The sequence below is a fragment of the Alteromonas macleodii genome (assembly GCF_903772925.1).
In the GTDB taxonomy this organism is placed as follows: Bacteria; Pseudomonadota; Gammaproteobacteria; order Enterobacterales; family Alteromonadaceae; genus Alteromonas; species Alteromonas macleodii_A.
Genome location: NZ_LR812090.1, coordinates 2,954,880 through 2,976,983, shown reverse-complemented (window position 1 = coordinate 2,976,983; position 22,104 = coordinate 2,954,880). Strand labels below are relative to the sequence as shown.

Sequence of the window (22,104 nt, the reverse complement as noted above, 5' to 3'; positions counted from 1 at the left end):
GCGGATGCTACCTGTATTCAGCGCATTGCCTACTGAATTTTCTCGCACCGAGCAAGCCCACAGCGAGAAGGAAGAGTGCAAATGTAGAGGGGGCATTCACTTCAGTTGTAGAAGAGGTGGTAGCAAACGAACTTGCTAGTATGATTTCTCCGTTAACAATGGGGTTATTAGTTAAACTTAGCACTGGCCCGTTAAGCGGAGTTCCTGTAGGAAATATTGCATCGTAGAGCGCGTTCAGCGAGAAATCTTCAAATGATACTCTAACCGCGTTTCGAGACTCAGTACATGTAAAGTCGGAGCAAGTTCTCTCAACTTCATTAACAAATATACCTAAGCCGAAGTCAGCAATATTCAAACCAGCAAATAAAGACTGATTTTCAAGTGCAGTTGCTTTCACGCTATTTCCCCAAAGGCTTACCTCTGCTTCTGCAATGTCAGACGTACCTGCTGTTGATAGGTTGACGTTCGAGCCGGATGTGGCGTCTCCATCAATTCGCGATACAGTTGAAAGTACATCAGCACGTAAGGTTAGAAAGCCACTTATGCCAAGCAAGTCTGAAAATAAATCAAGATTGAGGTCGTTTATTGTTCCGCGGCCTGAGGTAAAAAAACTTGCTGGGACAAAACTCGTTAAAGAAGATTGAGAATCGCCTTCAATAATGGCCGTAGATAGCGCGCCATCAAACTCTGTAATGTCAATCGGGCTGCCCAACGTACCCGAAGCATTTGCGCTTGCGCCAATAATAGTGTCAATCTGTGAATAATTTTCAGGAGCACTACCGCTGGTGTGAGCTAAGTTAATAGTTGAGTTAGCAATTGTAGAGACCACATTTCCAACATTACTCGTAATGGATAGGTCGACATAGACTGCATTCCCATAACTGCTGCCTATTATTGCCGCGTTAGTTGAAAAGCCTACCGTCGCCGAAGCGAACAATGCGCTCGTTAATATCGTTCTTACTACTGCTCTTATCACTTTGTTGTTTTGTGGTTGCATGATGAAACCCTCGTTTATGGCTTAGCGTGCTGCTAAGCGAGCCTTTTACAGGTAAAGCGTAGTCGCGAGTGTTCGCTAAAGTTATGAGGGTTTCCCCCTAAAATGAGAGTTTCGTATACAGGATGGTGGTAAGAGAAGCTATGCGGGTGACACAATGCTGCTTATTTATGTGGTGTAGACTGCCTAAAGATTTAGATTGTAGTGAACATTCTATGCTGCAAAAACAAAAAGGCCTCTTGTATTCAAGAGGCCTTTGGTTAGGTAAAGCACTAATCGCTATTTCGTTTAGTCATAACAAGAACAGGATCAGTTTAGTTCTTTATCTACCCAAAATTTCGTGCCTTTCACAGTGGCCTGTAAAGTAAGACCGCTTTCAGTCATGGTGTAAACTGTTACATTGCCAAGATAACCTTCGCCTTCAGCAGATGCGCCTTTATTGCCTGCTTTCGCTGCGACGTCTGCATTGCCACCCACTGTCCAGCCGTTTTCGATAAAGTAGTTCATCGCTTTTTGAGTGTGGAAAACCATCACAATGCGATAGTCTTTAGCGCCTAAACCAAGGCCAACGCCGCCTTCGGCCATATTCATATATGTTTTTGCACCGGTAACGTTGTTGTTCACCACCCCGTAGCCTGTACCTGCGGCCACAAAAAACACATTAATGTTGGCGTTGGTGAATACAGCATAGCCTGCGGCATCCCTTATTTGAGAGCGAGTATCTGGTTTCTCGGTATAGAGGCGTGCAAGCGCATTCTCTTGCATGTCTAAAATAGCTTGTTGCTTTTCAGCAACAGTGCCATCGCCCATAGAAGCGCAAGCAGTCAATGCCAAAACAGCAGCCAAAAATACAGACTTAATAGCTAACTTACTAATCTTCATGCAATTCTCCTTAGCATGTAGGTATTTTACCCCTTGCGTTAAAAGACAGCTTCTAACGCTAGTAATTAAATAAAATACCGTTTTTATTTACGTTTCATGACTTGTACGCAAAAACTGTGCTAAGTGATGCATCCAAACTAAAATCAGAAAAATTAAATGCGTTTTAAGCTTCACTCAAATGAAGATTTACCACTCGATTTCTAACTCAAGCGCACCAGGGTGGTCGGTTTGACCAACCATTTCTTCATACGGCGTGCTTTGGCGCAGCCAAACGTGCTCAAAGGCCTGAGAGTCGAAATGTTCTCTAATTTCATTCAAGCAGTGAAACGTTTTAGGTTGCGACTTTTTGTCTCTAACTAAGCTGCGCGATGCACCCATACCCGTAGCAGCAAGGTAGTTACCACCTTCTAATGACTCAATGTATAAATTCATAATGTTGCCCTCGTTAGGTCGCAGCTAACTTTGGCTGCGTCTTTTAATTAATTAGTCGAAAACAGTGACAATGATCATTAATTTTGTGTCATGAAGGTTTTCATTCAGCCTCGTTAGAACAACGAACACCAAACCTTTGAAGCAGACGAGAGTTTGCTGGAAGGAAACTGTAACAGCGAGCGTTACCACCATTTGTTCGAGCAGACCATGATCCCAGCTTTGTACAAATTATCGTGTACTAGCTTTTTATCTTCCGAGTTTAAAAAAGCGCCCAACTCAAATTGCTGCAAAGGCGTCTGTAAAATCAATCGTGAAATCCGCTTAAGGCTTACGTCTTTTTGATAAAACAAGGATGTGTCTGGACGGTGGAAGCATAGGCTGGTGCCGTTCGAGCAGGAGATTTGTATGCGGTCAGCAGAAACTAAAATTGTTTCCCATCGGTAGGTGGCTTTAGACACCAAATACATAACTAACGCGAGCAACCCCACTTCTAACCCTGCAAACGGCAAAATTACCCAAGCACCGACTATTGACCACGCAATAGCGATTAAACCAATGAACAAAGCAAACGCCATAATTAGGTATTTAGTCTGCTGCCATGTTGCTGAGCGGTTTGGCGAAAGATGCAGTTGCACCTGTTGCTCAAATGTAGATACTTCAACCATATTTTACAGAGTGCTGTATATGATAACTGTGTAAGTAAAATCTTATACGTTTCGAGCTAACAATAGTTTGAAAAATGTACTAATGCTAATGATTAACGTGTTAAGCGAATTTATTTTCTAAAAATTATCATTGTTTTGTCGTAAGGACGTATGTGATTTCTTATTTAAAGCGCCAAACGGGCAAATTAATTGTAGCTTTACTTCTTCTTATCTGGTGTGGCCTTTGGTTAGCAGAGCCTGCTCCCATTGAGCTTGTTAAGGAATTTGGAATTTTCAGCGGGCTAGGTGTGATAGGGGCTATATTTGCAAACGCTACAGGCGCCGGTGGAGGTGTGGTGTTTGTTCCGTTTTTTAACTATCTCTCGTTTTCTCCTCAAAGCGTAGTGGCAACCAGCTTTGCTATTCAATGCTGCGGAATGACCTCTGGCGCATTAACGTGGGCGGCGTATTATAAAAGACAGCACAAGTACGATGGCTACTGGCAAGCGCTGCCGAGCGCACTAATGCTAACCATTCCTTCGTCAATTTGCGGTATAGGCTTTGCGCAATATTCGTCGCAAAGCAAGCTTCTGCTCGAACATTTATGGGGGGGAGCTAATAACCTTCATATTGCTTTTGGAAGTTTTTCTATCTTATTAGCGATTGCAATTTTTGCTTCTATTCCTCTAATGAAGCGCACTCATTTTATAAAAGAGTTACAAACAAAAGACTTAGTGTTTCTGCCCTTCATCGGTTTTCTAGGCGGCATTATTACGGCCTGGCTTTCGGTGGGAGTGGGTGAGTTAGTGGCGGTTTACCTCATTATTCGTGGGTTTAATGTCACCATGTCTATCGCGGTAGCTGTTATTTTATCTGCGTTTACTGTGTGGTCAGCGTTGCCGTATCACGCTTTTATAAATCCGTCGGTGGTTTGGCAGGTCGTTTTGTTTGCGGGGGCTGGTGCAGTTATTGGCGGAATGATTGCAAAATATGTGGTCTTAGCTTTTTCTGTTCATCGGCTGAAACTTTTTTTCGGCATGTGGGTATTAATTTTAGGCATTACAAGTTTACCAATATTATAGGTGTGGCTATCGGTACTACTACAAACACCAGTAAATAAGCTCGTAAGTGTGATGCCAATTATTCTTTAAAAACGCTAATCGGCAAAAGGAAAGATAAAATGGATATCAATCCTACCCCTCAGAAACGCTACAACGTGTTTCAGCCACAATGGTCATCTCATGCGGTTATTTATCAGGTCAACACCCGTCAGTTTTCAGAAGAAGGAACTTTCGAGGGTGTAAGGAAGGGGCTTGCGCATATTAAATCCTTGGGCGCGGATATCGTTTGGCTTATGCCTGTACATCCTATCGGTGAAAAAAACAGAAAAGGTGAGCTTGGCAGCCCCTATGCCGTTAAAGACTACTTGGCCATTAATCCAGAATTTGGCAGCGAAGAAGATTTCAAAGCGCTGGTGAACGAAGCGCACCGCCTATCGCTGAAAGTCATCATAGATTGGGTACCAAATCACAGTGCATGGGATAATCAATTAGCTGAACAGCACCCTGAGTGGTACGCCAAAGATTATAAAGGCGATTTTCGTCCCTCGCCGTGGTGGGATTGGAGCGATATTATTGAGTTCGATTATGAACAAGTTGGCCTCCGAAAATACATGATTAATGCAATGTGTTACTGGGTTGAAAAGTTCAATATCGACGGCTTTCGTTGTGATGTGGCAGGTTATGTGCCCAACGACTTCTGGAGTCAAGCTGTCGAGACATTAAATGCAATTCGGCCGGTCTTTATGCTGGCTGAATGGGAGAATCGCGACCTTCACGAAAATGCGTTCAATATGACTTACGCATGGAGCTGGAATGAAACACTTCATGAGCTCGCTCACGGAAAGTGCTCACTGGATAGGTTGCGCAAGTATTATTCGTGGAACGAACGCAGCTGGCCAGCCTCTGCGTATAGAATGACCTTTGTTAGTAATCACGACAAAAATGCCTGGGATGGCACGCAGCGTGAACAGTTTGGCGAAGCACTTGAAGCCTGCATTGCTTTATCGGTAATAGGTGAGGGCATGCCCCTAATTCACAACGGGCAAGAAGCGGGAGAAACGAAACGGTTAGCATTCTTCGAGCGCGATCCTATTGAATGGCAAGACCATAAAATCGGCAATTTGTATCGCGAGCTTATTACGCTTAAAAAATCTAAAGCCGTGTTAGGAAACGGAGAGTATGGCGCAAGGATGATTCAGGTCCCGAACTCGAAAATGGACAAGGTTTTCAGCTTTGTACGCCATAACGAGCGGGAAAAAGTGTTTGTTGTTATTAACTTTTCAAATGAGCATCTCGAAGTAACCTTCGAAGAGCCATTATTTCAGGGCGAATACACACATTGGCAGCGTAATGAAAAACGAAGGGTTAACGCTGATTCGGTCTATAAACTTGAACCGTGGCAATTTGAAATATGGATAGCTTAAGGCGTTGATCGTTTGGCGTCGTGTTTAACTACAAAAGGTATATGAGATTTTTCATCTTTTCCTGAATAAAAATAAAGGACGAACTATGACTGCGAATGATTCAAGTGAAAAAAGCGAAGACCGCTCTTTAAATAATCACGCTGCGCTGAAAACTTCCATTGCCAATGGTGATGTAAGAGAGGTCAAGACGCGGCTCAAAGGGCATTCTTTAAACAAGCTAGAAAAAGGCTACTTAATTGATCTCGCGCGCTTAAGTGGGAATAGTGAGATAGAGGAAGTAATCAAGTCTACGCCGGAAAGTTAGCTTTTTCTTATTTACCTTAAGGTAAGTGCGTTCCCTTCTATTACCGGAAGGGGCGCACCATAGCTTATACTTACGAACGCAACTTTGTTTAAATTACTTCCGTAGATGCTTATTTTTGTTCAGATTTTCAACTTCAGCTTCAACAGGTTTCTCGAGTTTAGACACTGCGTAGGCAACGCCAAAGCCCAAACAACTTCCCACCAAAACATCTGTTAAGTGATGCGCGTCGCGCTTGGTCCTCGACTTTCCTATAACAGCTGTAGCAGCTAAACCTGCCGCTGATGCTAATAGTAAAGGTCCAGAAGTCCGAGGTATTGAGCCTGCCACTGCCGCTACTGCTGCCGCATGTCCTGATGGCATAGAGTTAAATTTGTCTTTCAATGCCGGGCCTTTTATTTCAGGGCCTGTCTCAGCTCTAGGACGCTTTCGTCCAATCAATCTCTTAAGGCCTGCATTAAGTAGACCTGCCACTGAGGCTGATAACGTCGATTTTAGAAGGAAGCGTTGTATTTTTGGAGCGTCCGTCATCTGAGATACAGCATAGGCTGAACCTGTTATTGCGGCGACTGATGGCGGCGTCGTTGCATTGCTTAATTTACTAGATGTAATGAGGTTCTCTTTACTCTGCGCATTGTCTGAACTGGGCCCGTTCATTTGGCGCAGTGCTCGGTACGCGAGTAAACTTTTAAGTCCTGTTGAAGCTAACATAAAAAATCCTTTATTCGATGAAGTGATGGGAAAGGGAATCAATAAGTGCAGGCTTGATAGCACGTGTACAGAAAAAGTATTTAAACAATAAAAAGAGCCGCACGAGCGGCTCTTTTCTTACTGCAACATTACTCTTCCGAATTACCGTCTAAATTTCCTTCAGATGAGCGCTGATAACGCTTAAATTCTGTGCGCGTAATCAATTCATCATCATTTAAATCAATTTTATCGAAATTGCGCGTTACGCCACTTCTTGAGGCTTCAGCTTTGGTAAGCTCGCCATCGTTGTTTGCGTCCATCATCTCGAATTTACTACGCGCGATTACTGCTTCATCTGCGATCACCGTCTTATCGTTCACAACAGTATCTTCGGCTACTTTATCGACCTTTGTCTTTTCTAAGTTTCCATTAGCTTTAAGCTCAGTTTCAGCTCTTAACTCGTGAGTCAGCCTTTTATCTTTTGTTGCGGCAACCACTTCATCTACATCAGTATCAACGTTAACCTCTGTTTCCATTGTACCGTTTGACCCCATGCTTTCTTTCATAGACTTTACTGAAGAAAGCACTTCATCATCGAAATGTTGAGGGTGTTTCATAACATGAGCATTAAATTCTTTAGCTGAAAGTTGCATGTCTGAATTGGTATCAATTTTAGAGAAGTGCGCATAAATCTCATCGTCGTCTGCCTCTTCTCGTGAAATGTATCCATTGTCATCGTTGTCTAAATCAACAAAGGTTGTGTCGATTTTTTCCATGTCGTTGCCAGCAAATGCACCAGCAGACAGAGCGGCACTAATTAATGTAGCAATAGTTAACTTTTTCATATCTTACTCCTTGGTTTTTCGGCCTCCATACTGCTTAAAAACGGAGGAGAGAATTCACAATGGACTATTCACAGCATGTGCCATTTCAATAAAGGTGAATTAAATCAATTTTTTAGGTTTTTGCGGGGCTAATGGGCGTTACGCTGAATTGTGAGAACTATAGAATTTCATGCAAAAGTTACCCAATGATTTTAACAAAAGTGATACATGATGATTTAGGTTCGCTAAGACCGTAAGCATCAATCGACCTGCAGCTATTCAAGCAGCGAGTTTTGTTTAATATAAAGTCACCAAGTTTCGAATGAGTGCTCGATGTTTGTTACGGTAAACGTTCGAATTTTGTAATTGTTTCTAAACTTTGTTCCCACGCAGCTTTGCTTACGCCAAAGATATGTGCAGTAGGTTTAATGAGTAGTTTTGTATCCAAACACCCAGCGGGTACGGCTAGAATGTTACCGAAGTGAGTATTCGGGAGGGCTGAACCACAAATTTTACAGAAACTTTTGCAGTGACGGGTGTTTTCAAGAGTAAAAGTAGTCACAGAGTCAACACCCGATGTCCAAGTTAATATAGCCGAACTTGAAAACAGGTTGGCAGCGAAAGCCGAACCTGTATCCTTTTGACAATGTTTGCAGTGACATAGATAAAAACTGTCGAAATTACCCTCAATTTCAAAAGTTACTGAACCGCACAAACAAGACCCTTTGTAATTTTTCATCAAAACTCCTTTTTTGTGAAATAATACTATTTAAAGCATTAAGACTGCTGCTGTTTAGCAAGCCAGTCGTAAAAATGCGCCACGCCCGCTTCTAAAAACGGTTCTATGGGGCCTTGTTCTTCTTCGCCTGATAAATAAAGTGCCCGTCGACCTTTTTCTAACAATAGGCAGGCTTCTTCATCTTCTACCGCTGTCTCCATATAGGCCGCTTTTTCTGCTGCAAAGTAGTCTGGCATATCCTTATAAAGCGCTTTTGGATAATAAAATTCTACGTGGTTTATACACGCGCTCGCACCCTTGGGGTAAATCGTGCTGACAACGATAATGTCCGGGTACCACTCAATCATAATATTAGGGTACAAAAAGCACCATATTGCGCCAAAGCGAGGAAGTGTTTGCCCGAATCGTGCCAATAATGCGTCTTGGAACTCTCTGTAACGCGGCGTTGTGCGCTTGGTAAGCTGGTCGCCTAGCCCTACTTTTTGAATTGAAAAATCATCGCCAAAGGACCACTCTAAATCATCGGGCTTAACAAACTGGCGAAGCCCAGGGTGCATGGAGTACACGTGATAGTTCTCTAGATAGATCTCGATAAATGTCTTCCAGTTAAATTGATATTCCGACGTTTCAGAACCGGCGTAAAAGTAATCGGTAAAGTCGAGATAGTTTTCAAGCCCAAGGGCAGATAAGTCCATATCAGGAGAGCGCCCTCTAAATAGAAGGCCGTTCCACACTGATAGCGATTCTTTTTTCAACTGACCGCTAGGAGCATCCTTAAAGTGGGGTGTCCCTTTAAGCTGGCCTGTGTTGTCATAGCCCCAACAGTGGAGTTTACAAACAATGCTGCGTGCCCGACCTTGCCCTTCAAGAAGTTGAGCTTGTCGATGTAAGCAAACATTGGATATAAGTTCATGGTTCTCACCCTGATTAAATAACACATAACGGTCGTTAAAGTGCGGCAGCACCTGATAACTAAACTTCTCTGGCACCATGAGAGAATGGCCCGCATAAGCAAGCCCACGAGAGAATGCCTGTTCGATTTCCTGCTGGCTTTCATTAGCATCAAAATAACTTTTTATAGAAGGGTGGATAACGGTTTTCATAGTTTAAAATAGGTATTAAAAACGCATTGCGTTAAGTCGAAATTATATAGGCGCTGTGTATCACTGAATTGATTAAAAAAATAGCAATATTTTTGTTCAAAGCACTATTTTTTTTAAAATAACGGAGTAGAATCCGCGCACCTTAATCTCGATGTGACTTTCATGGACATTGGCTTCCATCACCTTGAAGAAAAGCGCCTATTAACGCTTTCTTTTTACATTGCCGGTGCATTTGTCGTTATTGCGCTTGGTTTTGCCATTTTAACGAGCTCAGGCGCTATTTTATTTGATGCCGCGTACTCGTTAATCGCTTTTGTTATGTCAATGCTAACGCTTAAAGTAGCTAATTTGGTTCAACGTCCTGATGATGACCGGTTCCACTTTGGTTACACGGCAATCGAACCTACGCTAAACATGTTTAAGTCGCTTATTATCATTGCCACGTGTGTGTATGCCGTCGCGAGCTCTGTTCAGAGTTTATTAGCAGGTGGGCACGCAGCTGAGTATGGTATTGGTATGATCTACGGTGTTGTGGCAACGGTTGGCTGTTTTAGTATCTCTCTGTACATGCGAGTAAAAGGTAAGGATTTACTGTCCGACTTAGTAAAAGTGGATTCTCATACTTGGATGATAGACGGCGTGCTAAGTGCATCCATCTTGTTCGCTTTTATTTTGGCCTACGCGTTAGAGTTGACGGAATATAGAACGCTGTCGCCGTACGTTGACCCCGTTTTATTGATTATTCTTGGCACGGTAATGCTGCCGGTTCCTTTTAAGATTCTGCGTGAAAGCCTTAATGAGGTAATCAATAAAGCGCCGCCTGAAGCTATCTCGGGGGTAATCGAGAAAAAATTCAAAAAAACCTTGGCTGACGTCCCATACGAGCACGTGGAAGTGCGAATTAGTAAGCGGGGTAGGGATGTTTATCTGTTAGTCCACATTATAGTAGATGACGCATTCTCGATTGCAACAATCAGTGAGTTAGATGAAATTCGACTGAAATGCGAAGCAGAGATGCGCGAGTGGGACCCTGCAATCATTATGGACATCTTGTTCATAAAAGATCCTGAACTAGCAGAGTAGTGATAAAGGGTGAATACGACATTTCTCGTATTCACCCTTTGCGTAGCTGGCAAAATTCTCAAAATTTTCCGATAATCAAATCTTTAAACAAATTGAAGATGTGATGGAAACGCGACTTCCGCTATATAAAAAGCTGCTTGTGATGTACCGCATAGAACCGGGTTGCCTTGGGCCGCAAGGTGCTGACTACGTCGAAGAATTCTGTGTATTTGCCAAGAAAAAGCTAAAAGACAACCATGGTCATTGTTTGCGATGGACCATTAAGCCCCGCTACGACAAGACACTGCCTGAGCTTGAATTTCAGATAAAAAATGCCGTACTTTCCCGCGACAATGCGGCTAAATATATGGATAGCTTTGGTATTGATATCGATGCTTTCGAAGAAGAGTTAGAAGAATCACTCGCCGATTTGGTTGACGCCTTTTTTGAGCGCTAACTTTTATATTGAGCAGCTACAGTATACGTCGCCGTTAAAAACGCTTAACAGCGAAAAATTTTTCTAAGACCAGAGCCCGAAACCACGCCCCCCCCCAAAAAAAAGTACAAAAAAGCCCCGCCATTTCTGGCGAGGCACGTTTATTAATTCTGTTAACGTGAATCAGCAAACTAGCTTGTTAGACTAGTTTAAAGATTGCAGCTTCTGGTAACCTTCAGCTTCTAGCTCATCGTTTACGCATTCTAATACGAATACGTCTTCCGACTTACCTTTTGTACCTTCTTCTTCAGCAATTTCTTTACAGAACTGGGTTAATTCCGCTACCAGCTCTGCAGGTGCTTCTTCCGATGCAGCTGCAATTACAGAGAACGCCATTGCGCTTAAACCTACCAAGCCTAAACCTATAATGCGTAAACCTTTCATAATTACCTCGTTAAATAGTTGTGTAAATATTTACGAGCGGGATATTGCGCCTAAGTTTTACTATTAAAAAGCTAATTTTTTTGTTCTAGAAGACAAATTCTTTTCATCAAAAATTTAACAATTTTTTTGACTCTTAAAGTGTCAGGAAGCGAATAGTTAAGGTGGGAAGTTTTTTGATATCTGGGTAGTTCAGGATTTAAGAGAGTGGGCTAGGCTCACGCTAAAGTGTAAACCTTTGATGGGCATTTTGAAGGCTTTTTGGCATAATGCGCGGCCTAAAGTAGAAAAGTAACGACAGCGCTTAAACCATGCCCACAATAAATAACGTATTCTCTTCAGATGGCCTCCTTGCGGGTGCTATCAAGGGGTTTGTACCTCGCGAAGCTCAAACTGAAATGGCAAAGGCGGTTAAGCGCGCTATTGATACCACGGGTAGTTTGATCGTTGAAGCGGGAACGGGAACGGGAAAAACCTTCGCATATCTCGCCCCTGCATTGTTGAGCGACGGAAAGGCTATTGTTTCTACAGGAACTAAAAACTTACAAGAGCAGTTATTTCACCGCGACTTACCACTGGTAAAAAAGGCCTTGGGCAGCAAGCGAAAAACTGCACTGTTAAAAGGCCGTTCAAATTATCTTTGTCTTCATCGAGTAGCACAGCACAGTGGTAATTCTACGCTGGTTGAAAAAGAGGTATTGGGTCAGCTTTCAGAAGTGAAACGTTGGTCTAGTACTACGAAAACAGGTGATATGGGGGAGCTTAAAACCCTTCCTGAAGATGCCCGCGTTTTACCGCTTGTTACCTCTACAGTGGATAACTGCTTGGGCCGCGATTGCCCAGATTATGAAGATTGTTACTTGGTTAAAGCACGCAGAAAGGCGCTGGACGCCGATATTATTGTGGTAAACCACCACCTTTTCTTTGCTGATATGGCACTGAAAGACACAGGGTTTGGCGAACTTATCCCAGAAGCTGACGCGATTATTTTTGATGAGGCTCATCAAATTCCCGATATTGCGAGTGATTACTTTGGCGAGTCACTGTCAACAAGACAAATTCACGACATTGCGAAAGATATCACGCTGTTGTTCAGAACAGTGCTAAAAGATGCTGGGCAGCTAGATAAAGCGGCTGACAAATGCAGGATGATTGCCTCTGACTTACGCTTATTGTTCCCGGATACGGCTGAACGCGGCAACTGGGCTGAGGCGTTAGACCGTGACGACGTGCGCATGCAGGTGGGCAAGCTGGCCGAAGCGCTAGGTGTACTGCATGAAGTGTGTAAACTCCATATTGGCCGCGATAAAGATTTAGACAACATGTACGAACGTGTTGTGGCTGCAAGAGAGCAGTTAGATGCGTTAAGCGACAATAAGCAAGAAAATGTAAGTTTGTGGTATGAAACTACTCAGCGCCACCTCATTATGCATTTAACACCTTTATCAATTGCCGCTAAATTCAGACGATTCGTATCATCGCCGCCGCGCGGGTGGATTTTTACCTCGGCAACCTTAATGGTAAACGGCGGTTTTGATCACTTTCAGCGCCGCATGGGCTTAGAAGACGCAGAAACGTTAGGATTAGATAGCCCGTTTAATTACCCCGAACAGGCCATGCTGTGCGTGCCCCGCTATTTACCAGAACCGAATAGCTACGCTATGCGCGAAACCTTGCTAGAAACAGCCAAACGGTTAATTAAAGCGAGTCGCGGCAGATGTTTTTTGCTGTTTACAAGTCACGCTATGCTTAGAGAGATTGCGCAGAAGCTAGAAGATGAGATAGACAACCCGCTACTGGTGCAAGGGACTACCACCAAGCAAGCATTGCTGGATGCGTACCTTGCAGATGAAAAAGCGGTACTAATGGGCACAGGCGCGTTTTGGGAAGGAGTAGACGTACGCGGCAACGATTTGGTTTGCGTGATGATTGATAAGCTGCCCTTTGCGTCACCTGATGATCCGCTGCTTCAAGCCCGTATGGAAGATGTAAAAAAACGTGGAGCAAACCCGTTTGGTGTTATTCAAATTCCTCAAGCTGTTATTACGTTAAAGCAGGGCGCAGGACGACTCATCCGAGACCCATCAGATAAAGGCGTATTGGTAATATGTGACAATCGACTAGTGACAAAACCTTACGCCAAAACCTTCGTCGGTAGCTTGCCAGATATGAAAAGAACAAGAAGCTTGGACGAAGTAGAAAAATTTTTAGCCGGCATTGATGAAGCCTAAGTTAAAGCACTGAAAAAGCGGTAAGCGTATTTACGCCATTAGCCCCATTTTCAGCTTATATGAAATAAGAGATAAACATGAACATTTTAGCTATAGACACGGCAACCGAAGCTTGTTCGGTGGCACTTCAATACAAAGACGCCGTCATAACGCGTTTTGAGATATGCCCTCAGCAGCATAGTCAGCGACTTCTTCCCATGGTCGATGAGGTGTTAAAAGAAGCAAAGGTTTCGCTGGGCGACCTAGATTTACTGGCTTTTGGTCGAGGCCCAGGCAGCTTTACCGGTGTTCGCATAGCGACGGGAATGATTCAAGGTTTAGCGTTAGGGACAGGCTTAAAAGTAGCGGGCGTGAGTACGCTTGAAGCTATGGCGTTTGAAGTAGTGTCTAAAACTCAGCATAAAGATGTATGGATTGCCGTCGCGTCTGATGCGCGTATGGGTGAAGTTTACTTCGCGGTTTACTCACAGTCGCAAAATGGGCTTGTACTTTGCGTTGAAGAGCAAGTTTGTCCGCCTGAAGTGGCTATTGAACAGCTAAAAGTACTTAGAGAAGAAAGCGGCGCGGCTGTAATTGCAGCGGGCACCGGCTGGTCTGCCTACGAGGAGCTTGATAACTGGAAGTCTGAGGTATGTGGCGAAGTAGCGTCTGACGTGACCCTTCCAAACGCTCAATACATGCTTAAACTTGCAATAGATGCACATAGCAAAGGCGAAGTATCTGAAGCTGTGAATGTAGAACCTGTATATCTGCGCGATAAAGTAACGTGGAAAAAATTACCAGGCAGAGAGTAACGACACGCCGCCAAATATTGGGCGCCCATTACTAACAATAAGATAAATCGAGCAACGGGGAAAAGAGGAGCGAGTCTTAAGGTTAAAGCTCGCTTCCCAATGGTATGATTCTTGCCTCAGTTAACTTTATATGATTATCAATAATAATTTCGCCGTACCGTCTTCCGAACCTTCGCAAGGCCGTGTCGCTAAAATTAACAAAGACCCTGAACAGCAAAGTAAAGGGCAAAGCGAATCGTCTGCTAGGGCGATTGTTGTTGCGCCCGACGAACAGGGAACGGATAACGCCAAAGCGTACCAACAATTTATTCGTGAAGATGGCAACACGTATTCTCAAAATGCCATAGCGTCATACACGAGCTTTGAAAAGCAGCAGCAACGCGAGTCTATTCAATCTATGTTCGGCGTGGACATCTACGCATAAACTTCAGCACACTATTGCCTCTTTACTTGCAAATTAATTTTAACGAATTGTTAAATCTCGCACGTCGTTTTGAACTAACTCCCCCTGTACCTGCACTAAATTAGTGTGGCATATGGCCCCTTTTGCGTTTATCCAATACATTAATTGAACGACAATGGTAGTCGTCTCGTATTAATGCTAATGTTGAGTTGCTAGGATGCGGTTTTTCTTTGTAACTTAAAGAGATACGTAAGAGTATATAAGAGTTTTTAGATGTGTTGCCGCACAAGAATTTCGTTTAAAACACCTGTTGATTCATTGTGATTCAATTAGGCGCAACATTTTTTCTAGGGTTCAGAGGAGCGCTTTGATGTCTCGTTATTTAATTCTAATTACGGTCATGTTATTTACAGGCTGTACCATAGTTCCAGATAGTATCGATGTACCTGAAGGTACCCAGTTAGTCAGCTACTCTAAGGCGGTGACTTCAGGTGCTAGTGCGCAAGGTCAAAAAGCGCGATGGGGTGGTATGATTGTTGGGGTTGAAAATAAGCCCAACAAAACATTGATCGAGCTTGCACACTTTCCTTTGAACCACTACGGTAAACCTTCCACCAATGGCGAAACGTCAGGCCGATTTAAAGTGCAAATAGATGGCTTTGTTGACCCTATAGTTTTTGAAGAAGGGCGCTCCGCAACGTTTTTAGGCAGTATTACTGCGCCGACTGCGGGTATGGTAGGGGAGCAACCTTATATCTACCCAACAATTATCGTCGAAGACTACCATATGTGGAAAAAACAAGAGGTTTACGATGTAAATACTTACTTCTTTAACTATCACACTGGCTGGTACTCACCGTTTTATCGCTTTAATGGGCCGTGGATGTACCCGCATTTCAATAGGACCCGCGTAATCCGGTATCAAAATGCACCGAGCAAAGCAAAGTTACCTTCTACCAACAATAGACCAAGTAACAACAATTCTGAGCCGCGCGGTAAATCACCAAGTACCAACAAGCGACAATAGGGATAGTTAATTGGGGCGGCATATAATTGCCGCCTTATTGGTTTTAGTGGAATGAAAATGTAAGGGAGGCGGCGGTTATTTGCCGGTACGGAGCGTTATGATTGAAACAGAATTCAATATTGGAGCACTACACCTAGCTGCGTTAGATAACCAAGGTGGTGGCAAAGTTGTTATTGGTTTACACGGGTACTTGGATAACGCAGAAAGCCTAAGGTTGCTAGCGCCTTATCTTCAAACCCACCGCTTTATTGCAATTGATCTCGCAGGGCATGGCCGTTCATCTCATCGTGTGCATGGTGCGCATTACAATCAAGCTGACTACCTGCAAGACTTGTACGCCTTAATTGAATCTCAAAATTGGGAAGAGGTAATTCTACTGGGGCACTCACTTGGTGGAATCCTTGCTAGCTTATTCGCTGCGCTCTTCCCCGAAAAAGTCTCTGCTGTCATTAGCATTGACGCATGCGGCCCGCTTACAGAAAGCGAAGAGACCACTGCATCGCAAATGCGAGAGTCTATTATCAGCCGTCATGCTAAATCGCGTAATAAGTTGCGAATCGTCGATTTAGAAGATGCTGTAAAAGCAAGATGCAAAATTTCAGATATTCCAGAAGAGCACGCCCGTTCAATATTGTCTAGAAACTTAACCCAAGATGCTGGTGGACATTGCTTTTGGGCGAGCGATCCTAAACTACGCACAAAATCATCGTTAAGGTTCACAGAAAAACAGGCAGAATCTCTTATGCGTGCTATTGTATGTCCTGTACTTTTTATCGGTGCATCTAATAGCTTTAAAAATCTAGAGTCAGTCTTTCCAAAAAGGAAGGGGTGGTTTTTAAATGCACAATACGAACAATTAGTAGGCGGTCATCATATTCACATGGAAAATACTGATGATGTAGGGCTATTAATTCGCAATTTTGTTGAGCAATTGTAAATTGTGCCGTTTATTTTTTTTTACACTTCCTATACTATTCGCAAGTTATCAGACCAGTTACATGGGCACGTCTTCTAAAGTGCTCATTAAATAGTATAAGAATAAAGTAGAGGAGGTTTTGGTGGAAAAAACCTGGCTTAAGCATTACGACCCTCGCGTTTCCGCAGAAATCGATGCCGATCGTTACGCATCTGTAGTAGACATTTTCGAGCAGTCGGTTAAGAAGTTTAAAAACAAAGAAGCCTTCATCAACATGGGGCACTCAATTTCGTTTGAGGAGCTAGATACCTTATCAGCGCAGTTCGCTGCATACTTACAGTCTAGCGGGTTAAAACGCGGTGATGCTGTGGCAATTATGATGCCTAATCTCCTTCAGTACCCTGTTGCTATGTTTGGGATATTGCGTGCAGGTATGGTTGTGGTTAACGTTAACCCTCTTTATACCGCTCGCGAGTTGAAGCACCAGCTTAACGATGCCAACGCTAAAGCTATCGTTATAGTTGAGAACTTCGCTTGTACTCTCGAAGAGGTTATCGCAGATACTAATCTACAAGAAGTCTTTTTGACGGCATTGGGTGATATGTTGCCTGCTCCTAAGCGTTGGGTTGTGAACGCGGTGGTTAAGTACGTCAAAAAGATGGTGCCTTCATTCAACCTGCCTGAAACGACTTCGTTTATGTCGGCGGTTAAAAAAGGTCAGTCTCTTGAATACAAGCGTCCAGATATTGATAGTGGCGATTTGGCATTCCTTCAGTACACAGGTGGAACAACCGGTGTTTCTAAAGGGGCTATGCTAACTCACCGCAACATGGTGGCAAACTTAGAACAAGTGTCAGGTATTCTAGAAACCGTTATAGAAGAAGGCGAAGACTTTGTTGTTACCGCGCTTCCGCTGTATCATATCTTTGCACTATTGGCGAACTGCCTCATGTTCGTAAAATATGGCTGCCGCAACTTGCTTATTACCAACCCCCGCGACATGCCAGCTTTTGTGAACGAACTTAGCAAATACCCATTTACTATCCTGCCTGGCGTTAACACTTTGTTTAACGGCCTGTTAAACACGCCTGGGTTCAGCGAGCTTGATTTCAGTAAGTTTAAATTTGGCTTAGGCGGCGGTATGGCTGTACAGCGCCCTGTTGCAGAGAAGTGGGAGAAGATTACTAACACTGTGCTTCTTGAAGGCTATGGCCTTACAGAGTGCTCACCTGTGGTTGCGGTAAACCCACCTCAGATTGAAGCTTATAAAGGCGCAATCGGTATGCCCGTGCCTTCTACAGATATCAAGCTGCTTGATGATGACGGTAACCCTGTCGAAAAGGGTGAGCCGGGTGAAATGTGGGTAAAAGGCCCTCAGGTGATGAAAGGGTATTTGAACCGACCTGAAGCAACAGAAGAAATTTTAAAAGACGGTTGGCTAGCCACTGGCGACATAGCAACAATAGATGATGAAGGTTACTTCTATATTGTTGACCGTAAAAAGGATATGATCCTAGTGTCAGGCTTCAACGTGTTCCCGAACGAGATTGAAGAAGTTGCTGCAATGCATGACCATATTGTTGAAGCAGCTGCAGTTGGGGTTCCTCACGAAGTCAGCGGTGAAGTTGTGAAACTATTCGTAGTTAAAAATAACGATTCACTCACTGAAAAAGACGTTATCGCGCACTGCCGTAATCATTTAACAGGTTACAAAGTGCCTAAGCAAGTTGTTTTCAAAGACGACTTACCAAAAACCAATGTAGGTAAAATACTGCGTCGGGAGCTTCGAGACTAATTTCGTTGAAATAGTTTTTTGAAAGCCGGCGTTAGCCGGCTTTTTTATTACTGTGCAAAAATATGCAATATCAATTAATTACAACATCTGAACAACTCGAAAAAGTGTGCACTGCAGCACAACGTCAAGAGGCGGTAGCCTTAGACACCGAATTTGTAAGAACAAGAACCCTTACTCCTCACCTTGGGCTTATTCAGCTTTATGATGGCCATCAACTAGTGCTTATTGACCCGTTAGCTATAGACAACATGAGCCCGTTTATTGAGCTTATGGAAAATACCGAAGTAGTAAAAGTGCTGCACTCGTGCTCAGAGGATATAGAGGCGTTTCTCACCGCCTTTGATACGGTGCCAACGCCGGTATTTGATACACAGTTGGCGGGAAGTATTTTGGATATGGGGCCATCACTGGGCTACGCAAAGCTAGTAGAGTTGCTATGCGATATAACATTAGATAAAGGTGAATCGCGAACAGACTGGATAGCCAGGCCCCTTCGCGAATCTCAGCTTAGCTATGCAGCAAACGACGTATTGTACTTACTACCATGCTACCAAGAGCTAGCCAGTAAAGTCCAAGAAGCGGGTAAAGTGCATTGGATTTACCAAGAAATAGCGTTGCTAGTGGATAAAAAACGCGCTCAAATGCCAGAAGATTTTGCCTATTTAAGTATTAAGAACAATTGGCGCTTAAACAGCGAACAGCTCACAGTATTACAAGCGTTAGCCGCATGGCGTCTAAATACAGCACGAAAGAAAGACTTGGCGCTAAACTTTGTTTTCAAAGAAGGTCACTTGTTTGAAGCAGCTCAGCGTCTTATTGATAGCAAATCTGGCCTTTCGCGCATTAACGGCGTGAATCACCAGTCGGTCCGTCGTTACGGAGACACCATTATCACGCTAATTGAAGAGGCGAGAGCAAAATATGCGCAAACGCCAGAAAAGCTTAGGCTTCCAGTTGTGCTGCGGTTAATTGATATCGCCAAGTACAAAAAGACGCTGGCCGAGCTTAAAGTCATCAGCGACCAGATAGCGAAAGACAATGCCGTTAATAGTGACGTTATTGCCTCTAAAAAACAGCTAAATCAATTGTTAAAATGGTACTGGTTTCCAGTTGATGAGACCCGTGTACAAGGTTTAATGCCTGACGTGTTGTCTACTTGGCGTGAGCCATTATTTCGTCCTCACGTAACCCGACTGTTAGGCGACGCGCCTTCCCAGTAACCGTCTACAAAACAACGTGGGTGTATAAAAGTGAAAATTTTCACGACCGCACTCATTACAAAGCGAGTAAATCATTTATGTTATGCGCAGTTTATAAAACGCGAAAAAAAGAAGGCATGTATTTATATGTGCCAAAAAAAGATCATTTCGAAGATGTGCCCGAAGCGCTAATGGAAACCTTTGGTCGCCCGGAATTAGTGACTATTATCGCTTTAGAAAAACGGGAAAAACTGGGTATGGTCGATAAGCAAAAGCTTATCGATGAACTTACTGAAAAAGGTTTTTATCTACAAATGCCACCCAAAGAAGACAACCTACTTGAGCAGCATCGCGAATCCCTCGGCTTGTCTAAAAACCCGGATAAAAAGTTTTAAATATTCATGTTAGTAAAGATAATAAACCGCTTAGTCGCTCGACTGACGGTTCACACTAAGCGTAGTTGCTACAGTTTGCTGCCCAAGCCGCTAAACGTTGCCGTGCTTATATCTAGTATCACCTTAAGCCTTTCGGCTTCGGCTTACGCTGAAAACAAGCCGAGTAGTGACAATGGGCTGAGTGAAGAAGGCTTTAACCGTTATGTTGCTCAGCTTAAAAACGAAGCGGCTGCAAAAGGTATTGATAAAGCTAAGCTAGAGCAGGCGTTCGCTGATATCACCTTTAGGCCTACCGTTGTTAAATCTGATAAAAGTCAGCCAGAGAAAAAAATTACGTTAGATGACTATCTGGCAACGCGAGTACCTGATTGGAAAGTAAAGCAAGCGGTTGAGCAGTACAACGAAAATAAAGTACTACTTGAAGAGATTGCTGACAAATATGGCGTACAAGCACGGTTTATCGTTGCGCTATGGGGGAACGAGTCTAATTTTGGTAAAATTCAGGGTAATTTCAGCGTGCTGTCCGCACTTGCATCTCTAGCGTATGAAGGGCGAAGAGAGAAGCTATTCAAAGATAATTTCTTTGCTGTGCTTCGCATACTTGATGAAGGCCACATCGATGTGAAAGCATTAAAAGGCTCTTGGGCTGGCGCGATGGGCCAAACTCAGTTTATGCCCATATCGTTTTTAAACTACGCTGTAGACTACGATGGCGACGGCAGAAAGGATATTTGGGAAACTAAGGCTGATGTGTTCGCGTCAATCGCTAACTACTTGTCAGCTGAAGGGTGGGATAGTGAAGGGACATGGGGCCGTCAGGTGACCCTGACCAAGCCAGTGCCTTTTTCAGGCCTTGCAAAATCTAATATGAAGCCGCTATCTTTTTGGAGCTCAAATGGCGTTAGGCGCTATAACGGTAGTGAGCTTCCCAATGTAAATGTCGATGCATCACTCATTATGCCAGACGGTGAGAAAGGCCGAATCTACTTGGTGTATAACAACTTCCATACGCTAATGAAGTGGAACCGTTCGTCTTATTTCGGCGTTTCGGTTGGGTATTTATCTGAACGAATAAAGCGAGGTTACTAATGACATATCGTCACATTGATACCCAAGGTAATGAGATACCATTACCGGTTAGTAAAGTGTTATGCATTGGTCGAAATTACCTCGACCACATTCAAGAAATGAACTCTACGGTGTCTGAAGCTCCGCTGCTGTTTATGAAACCGAAAGCTGCTTTGTGCCATATGCATGAGCCCATTGCTATTCCCACTGACAAAGGCGAGTGCCACAACGAGCTTGAAGTGTCAGTACTGCTTAAGTCACCACTTAAAAATGCTAGTAATGATGAGGTCAAAGACGCTATTTGGGGAATTGGCCTGGGGCTTGACTTAACCCTTCGCGAAATCCAAGCAGCGCTTAAAAAGCAAGGGCAACCTTGGGAACGGGCGAAGTCTTTTGATAACAGTGCGCCACTTTCTGGCTTTGTGCCGTACAGTGAAGTTGGGAATCTTGATGATTTGCGCTTTACCTTAACCATAAACGGAGAGGTCAGGCAGCAGGGGCATACCGAGCTCATGCTACACAAGATCATTCCCCTGATCGCCCATATGTCGTCTATATTTACCCTAGATAGCGGTGATGTAATCCTTACCGGTACGCCCAAAGGGGTGGGTAAGCTTAGCCCGGCAGATAAAGTTAAGGCATCGTTAGACGGCCTAATAACGGTAAGTTCAAAGGTAGTAGCTGAATGACAGTAGCATTTTGGGAAGCTAAGTCATTAGAAGAAATGACCCAAAAAGAATGGGAATCTCTTTGTGACGGTTGCGGGAAGTGTTGCCTGCAAAAGTTCATCGACGACGAGGCCGTTGAAGAATACGAAGTTACCGACCACATTAACGACAACGAAAAAATTCACTTCACCAATATTGTGTGTTCATATTTGAATACGAAAAAGTGTGAATGTACTCAGTATGAAAGACGCACCGAGCTTGTACCAGATTGCGTGAAGCTGACAAAAGAAAACCTTAAAGATATTTTCTTTATGCCAAACAGTTGCACTTATCGACGCCTTTATGAAGGAAGGGGGATACCCTCGTGGCACCCTTTGCTAAACAAAGGTAAGAAGAACGTAATGCACGCGAAGGGAATGTCAGTACGTAATAAAACGGTGTTTGAAAGCGATGTAGATCTCAACCACTTTGAAGACTATATCGCCATTTGGCCGTTAGAAGATTTAGACTAAACACAATAAGCTGTCATTACACAGGCTCAATTTCTCACCTTTGTAAGCTTTTTAGACTAAAGA

General features: G+C 43.6%; 25 protein-coding genes. 16 read left to right on the top strand and 9 right to left on the bottom strand.

The window, feature by feature from the left end; genetic code table 11:
- Nucleotides 1-7: 7 nt before the first annotated feature.
- The 4 genes from PCAR9_RS12850 to PCAR9_RS12835 all read right to left on the bottom strand — a co-directional run bounded on the left by PCAR9_RS12850 (nucleotide 8) and on the right by PCAR9_RS12835 (nucleotide 2,973).
- Nucleotides 8-997, bottom strand: a complete 990-nt coding sequence (locus PCAR9_RS12850) for a hypothetical protein (protein WP_232091197.1) — start codon at nucleotides 995-997, stop codon at nucleotides 8-10.
- Nucleotides 998-1,303: 306 nt separating this feature from the next.
- A complete protein-coding gene (locus PCAR9_RS12845; protein ID WP_136782996.1) occupies nucleotides 1,304-1,876 on the bottom strand; it encodes a lipid-binding SYLF domain-containing protein in 573 nt (190 codons plus the stop codon).
- 186 nt (nucleotides 1,877-2,062) lie between these two features.
- Nucleotides 2,063-2,308 (bottom strand): DUF6482 family protein, encoded by a 246-nt coding sequence (locus tag PCAR9_RS12840; protein WP_179983935.1) that lies wholly within the window; start codon nucleotides 2,306-2,308, stop codon nucleotides 2,063-2,065.
- A 182-nt stretch (nucleotides 2,309-2,490) separates the two neighbouring features.
- On the bottom strand, nucleotides 2,491-2,973 hold the full coding sequence (locus tag PCAR9_RS12835; RefSeq protein WP_179983934.1) for a DUF2244 domain-containing protein: 483 nt from the start codon (nucleotides 2,971-2,973) through the stop codon (nucleotides 2,491-2,493).
- A 152-nt stretch (nucleotides 2,974-3,125) separates the two neighbouring features.
- Between PCAR9_RS12835 and PCAR9_RS12830 the strand changes: the two genes are divergently transcribed.
- From PCAR9_RS12830 to PCAR9_RS12820, 3 genes are all read left to right on the top strand, one after another.
- Complete coding sequence (locus tag PCAR9_RS12830) at nucleotides 3,126-4,034, top strand: sulfite exporter TauE/SafE family protein (protein WP_179983933.1); 909 nt, start codon at nucleotides 3,126-3,128, stop codon at nucleotides 4,032-4,034.
- Nucleotides 4,035-4,132: 98 nt separating this feature from the next.
- Complete coding sequence (locus tag PCAR9_RS12825) at nucleotides 4,133-5,437, top strand: alpha-amylase family glycosyl hydrolase (RefSeq protein ID WP_179983932.1); 1,305 nt, start codon at nucleotides 4,133-4,135, stop codon at nucleotides 5,435-5,437.
- A gap of 85 nt (nucleotides 5,438-5,522) precedes the next feature.
- Nucleotides 5,523-5,741, top strand: a complete 219-nt coding sequence (locus PCAR9_RS12820; protein ID WP_179983931.1) for a hypothetical protein — start codon at nucleotides 5,523-5,525, stop codon at nucleotides 5,739-5,741.
- 93 nt (nucleotides 5,742-5,834) lie between these two features.
- Here the strand turns inward: PCAR9_RS12820 and PCAR9_RS12815 are convergent, their stop codons facing one another.
- From PCAR9_RS12815 to PCAR9_RS12800, 4 genes are all read right to left on the bottom strand, one after another.
- Nucleotides 5,835-6,449, bottom strand: coding sequence for a phosphatase PAP2 family protein (locus PCAR9_RS12815; protein ID WP_179983930.1), 615 nt, complete (start codon nucleotides 6,447-6,449; stop codon nucleotides 5,835-5,837).
- A gap of 128 nt (nucleotides 6,450-6,577) precedes the next feature.
- Nucleotides 6,578-7,273: an EF-hand domain-containing protein gene (locus PCAR9_RS12810; RefSeq protein WP_179983929.1), complete on the bottom strand. Its 696-nt coding sequence runs from the start codon at nucleotides 7,271-7,273 to the stop codon at nucleotides 6,578-6,580.
- A 319-nt stretch (nucleotides 7,274-7,592) separates the two neighbouring features.
- Nucleotides 7,593-7,991, bottom strand: a complete 399-nt coding sequence (locus tag PCAR9_RS12805; protein ID WP_179983928.1) for a GFA family protein — start codon at nucleotides 7,989-7,991, stop codon at nucleotides 7,593-7,595.
- 38 nt (nucleotides 7,992-8,029) lie between these two features.
- Nucleotides 8,030-9,094: an aromatic ring-hydroxylating oxygenase subunit alpha gene (locus PCAR9_RS12800; RefSeq protein ID WP_179983927.1), complete on the bottom strand. Its 1,065-nt coding sequence runs from the start codon at nucleotides 9,092-9,094 to the stop codon at nucleotides 8,030-8,032.
- Between the two features lie 162 nt (nucleotides 9,095-9,256).
- Between PCAR9_RS12800 and PCAR9_RS12795 the strand changes: the two genes are divergently transcribed.
- Nucleotides 9,257-10,177 (top strand): cation diffusion facilitator family transporter, encoded by a 921-nt coding sequence (locus PCAR9_RS12795; protein WP_179983926.1) that lies wholly within the window; start codon nucleotides 9,257-9,259, stop codon nucleotides 10,175-10,177.
- A gap of 103 nt (nucleotides 10,178-10,280) precedes the next feature.
- On the top strand, nucleotides 10,281-10,613 hold the full coding sequence (locus PCAR9_RS12790; RefSeq protein WP_014976933.1) for a hypothetical protein: 333 nt from the start codon (nucleotides 10,281-10,283) through the stop codon (nucleotides 10,611-10,613).
- A gap of 183 nt (nucleotides 10,614-10,796) precedes the next feature.
- On the opposite strand, the gene PCAR9_RS12785 is transcribed toward PCAR9_RS12790, so the two are convergent.
- Nucleotides 10,797-11,036 carry a hypothetical protein gene (locus PCAR9_RS12785; RefSeq protein WP_179983925.1) on the bottom strand — a complete coding sequence of 80 codons (240 nt, stop codon included), beginning with the start codon at nucleotides 11,034-11,036 and terminating at the stop codon, nucleotides 10,797-10,799.
- A gap of 308 nt (nucleotides 11,037-11,344) precedes the next feature.
- Here PCAR9_RS12785 and yoaA point away from each other — a divergent pair, with 308 nt between their 5' ends.
- From yoaA to PCAR9_RS12730, 11 genes are all read left to right on the top strand, one after another.
- Complete coding sequence (yoaA, locus tag PCAR9_RS12780; RefSeq protein WP_014950010.1) at nucleotides 11,345-13,264, top strand: DNA repair helicase YoaA; 1,920 nt, start codon at nucleotides 11,345-11,347, stop codon at nucleotides 13,262-13,264.
- 77 nt (nucleotides 13,265-13,341) lie between these two features.
- Nucleotides 13,342-14,058 (top strand): tRNA (adenosine(37)-N6)-threonylcarbamoyltransferase complex dimerization subunit type 1 TsaB, encoded by a 717-nt coding sequence (gene tsaB / locus PCAR9_RS12775; protein ID WP_179983924.1) that lies wholly within the window; start codon nucleotides 13,342-13,344, stop codon nucleotides 14,056-14,058.
- A gap of 130 nt (nucleotides 14,059-14,188) precedes the next feature.
- Nucleotides 14,189-14,482, top strand: a complete 294-nt coding sequence (locus PCAR9_RS12770; RefSeq protein WP_014950008.1) for a hypothetical protein — start codon at nucleotides 14,189-14,191, stop codon at nucleotides 14,480-14,482.
- A 349-nt stretch (nucleotides 14,483-14,831) separates the two neighbouring features.
- A complete protein-coding gene (locus PCAR9_RS12765) occupies nucleotides 14,832-15,488 on the top strand; it encodes a Slp family lipoprotein (RefSeq protein WP_179983923.1) in 657 nt (218 codons plus the stop codon).
- Between the two features lie 97 nt (nucleotides 15,489-15,585).
- Nucleotides 15,586-16,425, top strand: a complete 840-nt coding sequence (locus tag PCAR9_RS12760; protein WP_179983922.1) for an alpha/beta fold hydrolase — start codon at nucleotides 15,586-15,588, stop codon at nucleotides 16,423-16,425.
- 121 nt (nucleotides 16,426-16,546) lie between these two features.
- Nucleotides 16,547-18,199: a long-chain-fatty-acid--CoA ligase FadD gene (gene fadD / locus PCAR9_RS12755; RefSeq protein ID WP_179983921.1), complete on the top strand. Its 1,653-nt coding sequence runs from the start codon at nucleotides 16,547-16,549 to the stop codon at nucleotides 18,197-18,199.
- A 62-nt stretch (nucleotides 18,200-18,261) separates the two neighbouring features.
- Nucleotides 18,262-19,419, top strand: a complete 1,158-nt coding sequence (gene rnd / locus PCAR9_RS12750) for a ribonuclease D (protein WP_179983920.1) — start codon at nucleotides 18,262-18,264, stop codon at nucleotides 19,417-19,419.
- 77 nt (nucleotides 19,420-19,496) lie between these two features.
- The gene (locus PCAR9_RS12745; protein ID WP_179983919.1) at nucleotides 19,497-19,793 is read left to right on the top strand and encodes a YcgL domain-containing protein; all 297 of its coding nucleotides are present in this window, start codon (nucleotides 19,497-19,499) and stop codon (nucleotides 19,791-19,793) included.
- Between the two features lie 6 nt (nucleotides 19,794-19,799).
- Entirely contained in the window at nucleotides 19,800-20,882 is a 1,083-nt protein-coding gene (locus PCAR9_RS12740; RefSeq protein ID WP_179983918.1) for a lytic murein transglycosylase, read from the top strand.
- Nucleotides 20,882-21,550: a fumarylacetoacetate hydrolase family protein gene (locus PCAR9_RS12735; RefSeq protein WP_179983917.1), complete on the top strand. Its 669-nt coding sequence runs from the start codon at nucleotides 20,882-20,884 to the stop codon at nucleotides 21,548-21,550. The genes PCAR9_RS12740 and PCAR9_RS12735 overlap by 1 nt, the downstream gene beginning before the upstream one ends.
- Entirely contained in the window at nucleotides 21,547-22,041 is a 495-nt protein-coding gene (locus tag PCAR9_RS12730; protein WP_179983916.1) for a YcgN family cysteine cluster protein, read from the top strand. Before PCAR9_RS12735 ends, PCAR9_RS12730 begins: the two co-directional genes overlap by 4 nt.
- Nucleotides 22,042-22,104: the final 63 nt, after the last annotated feature.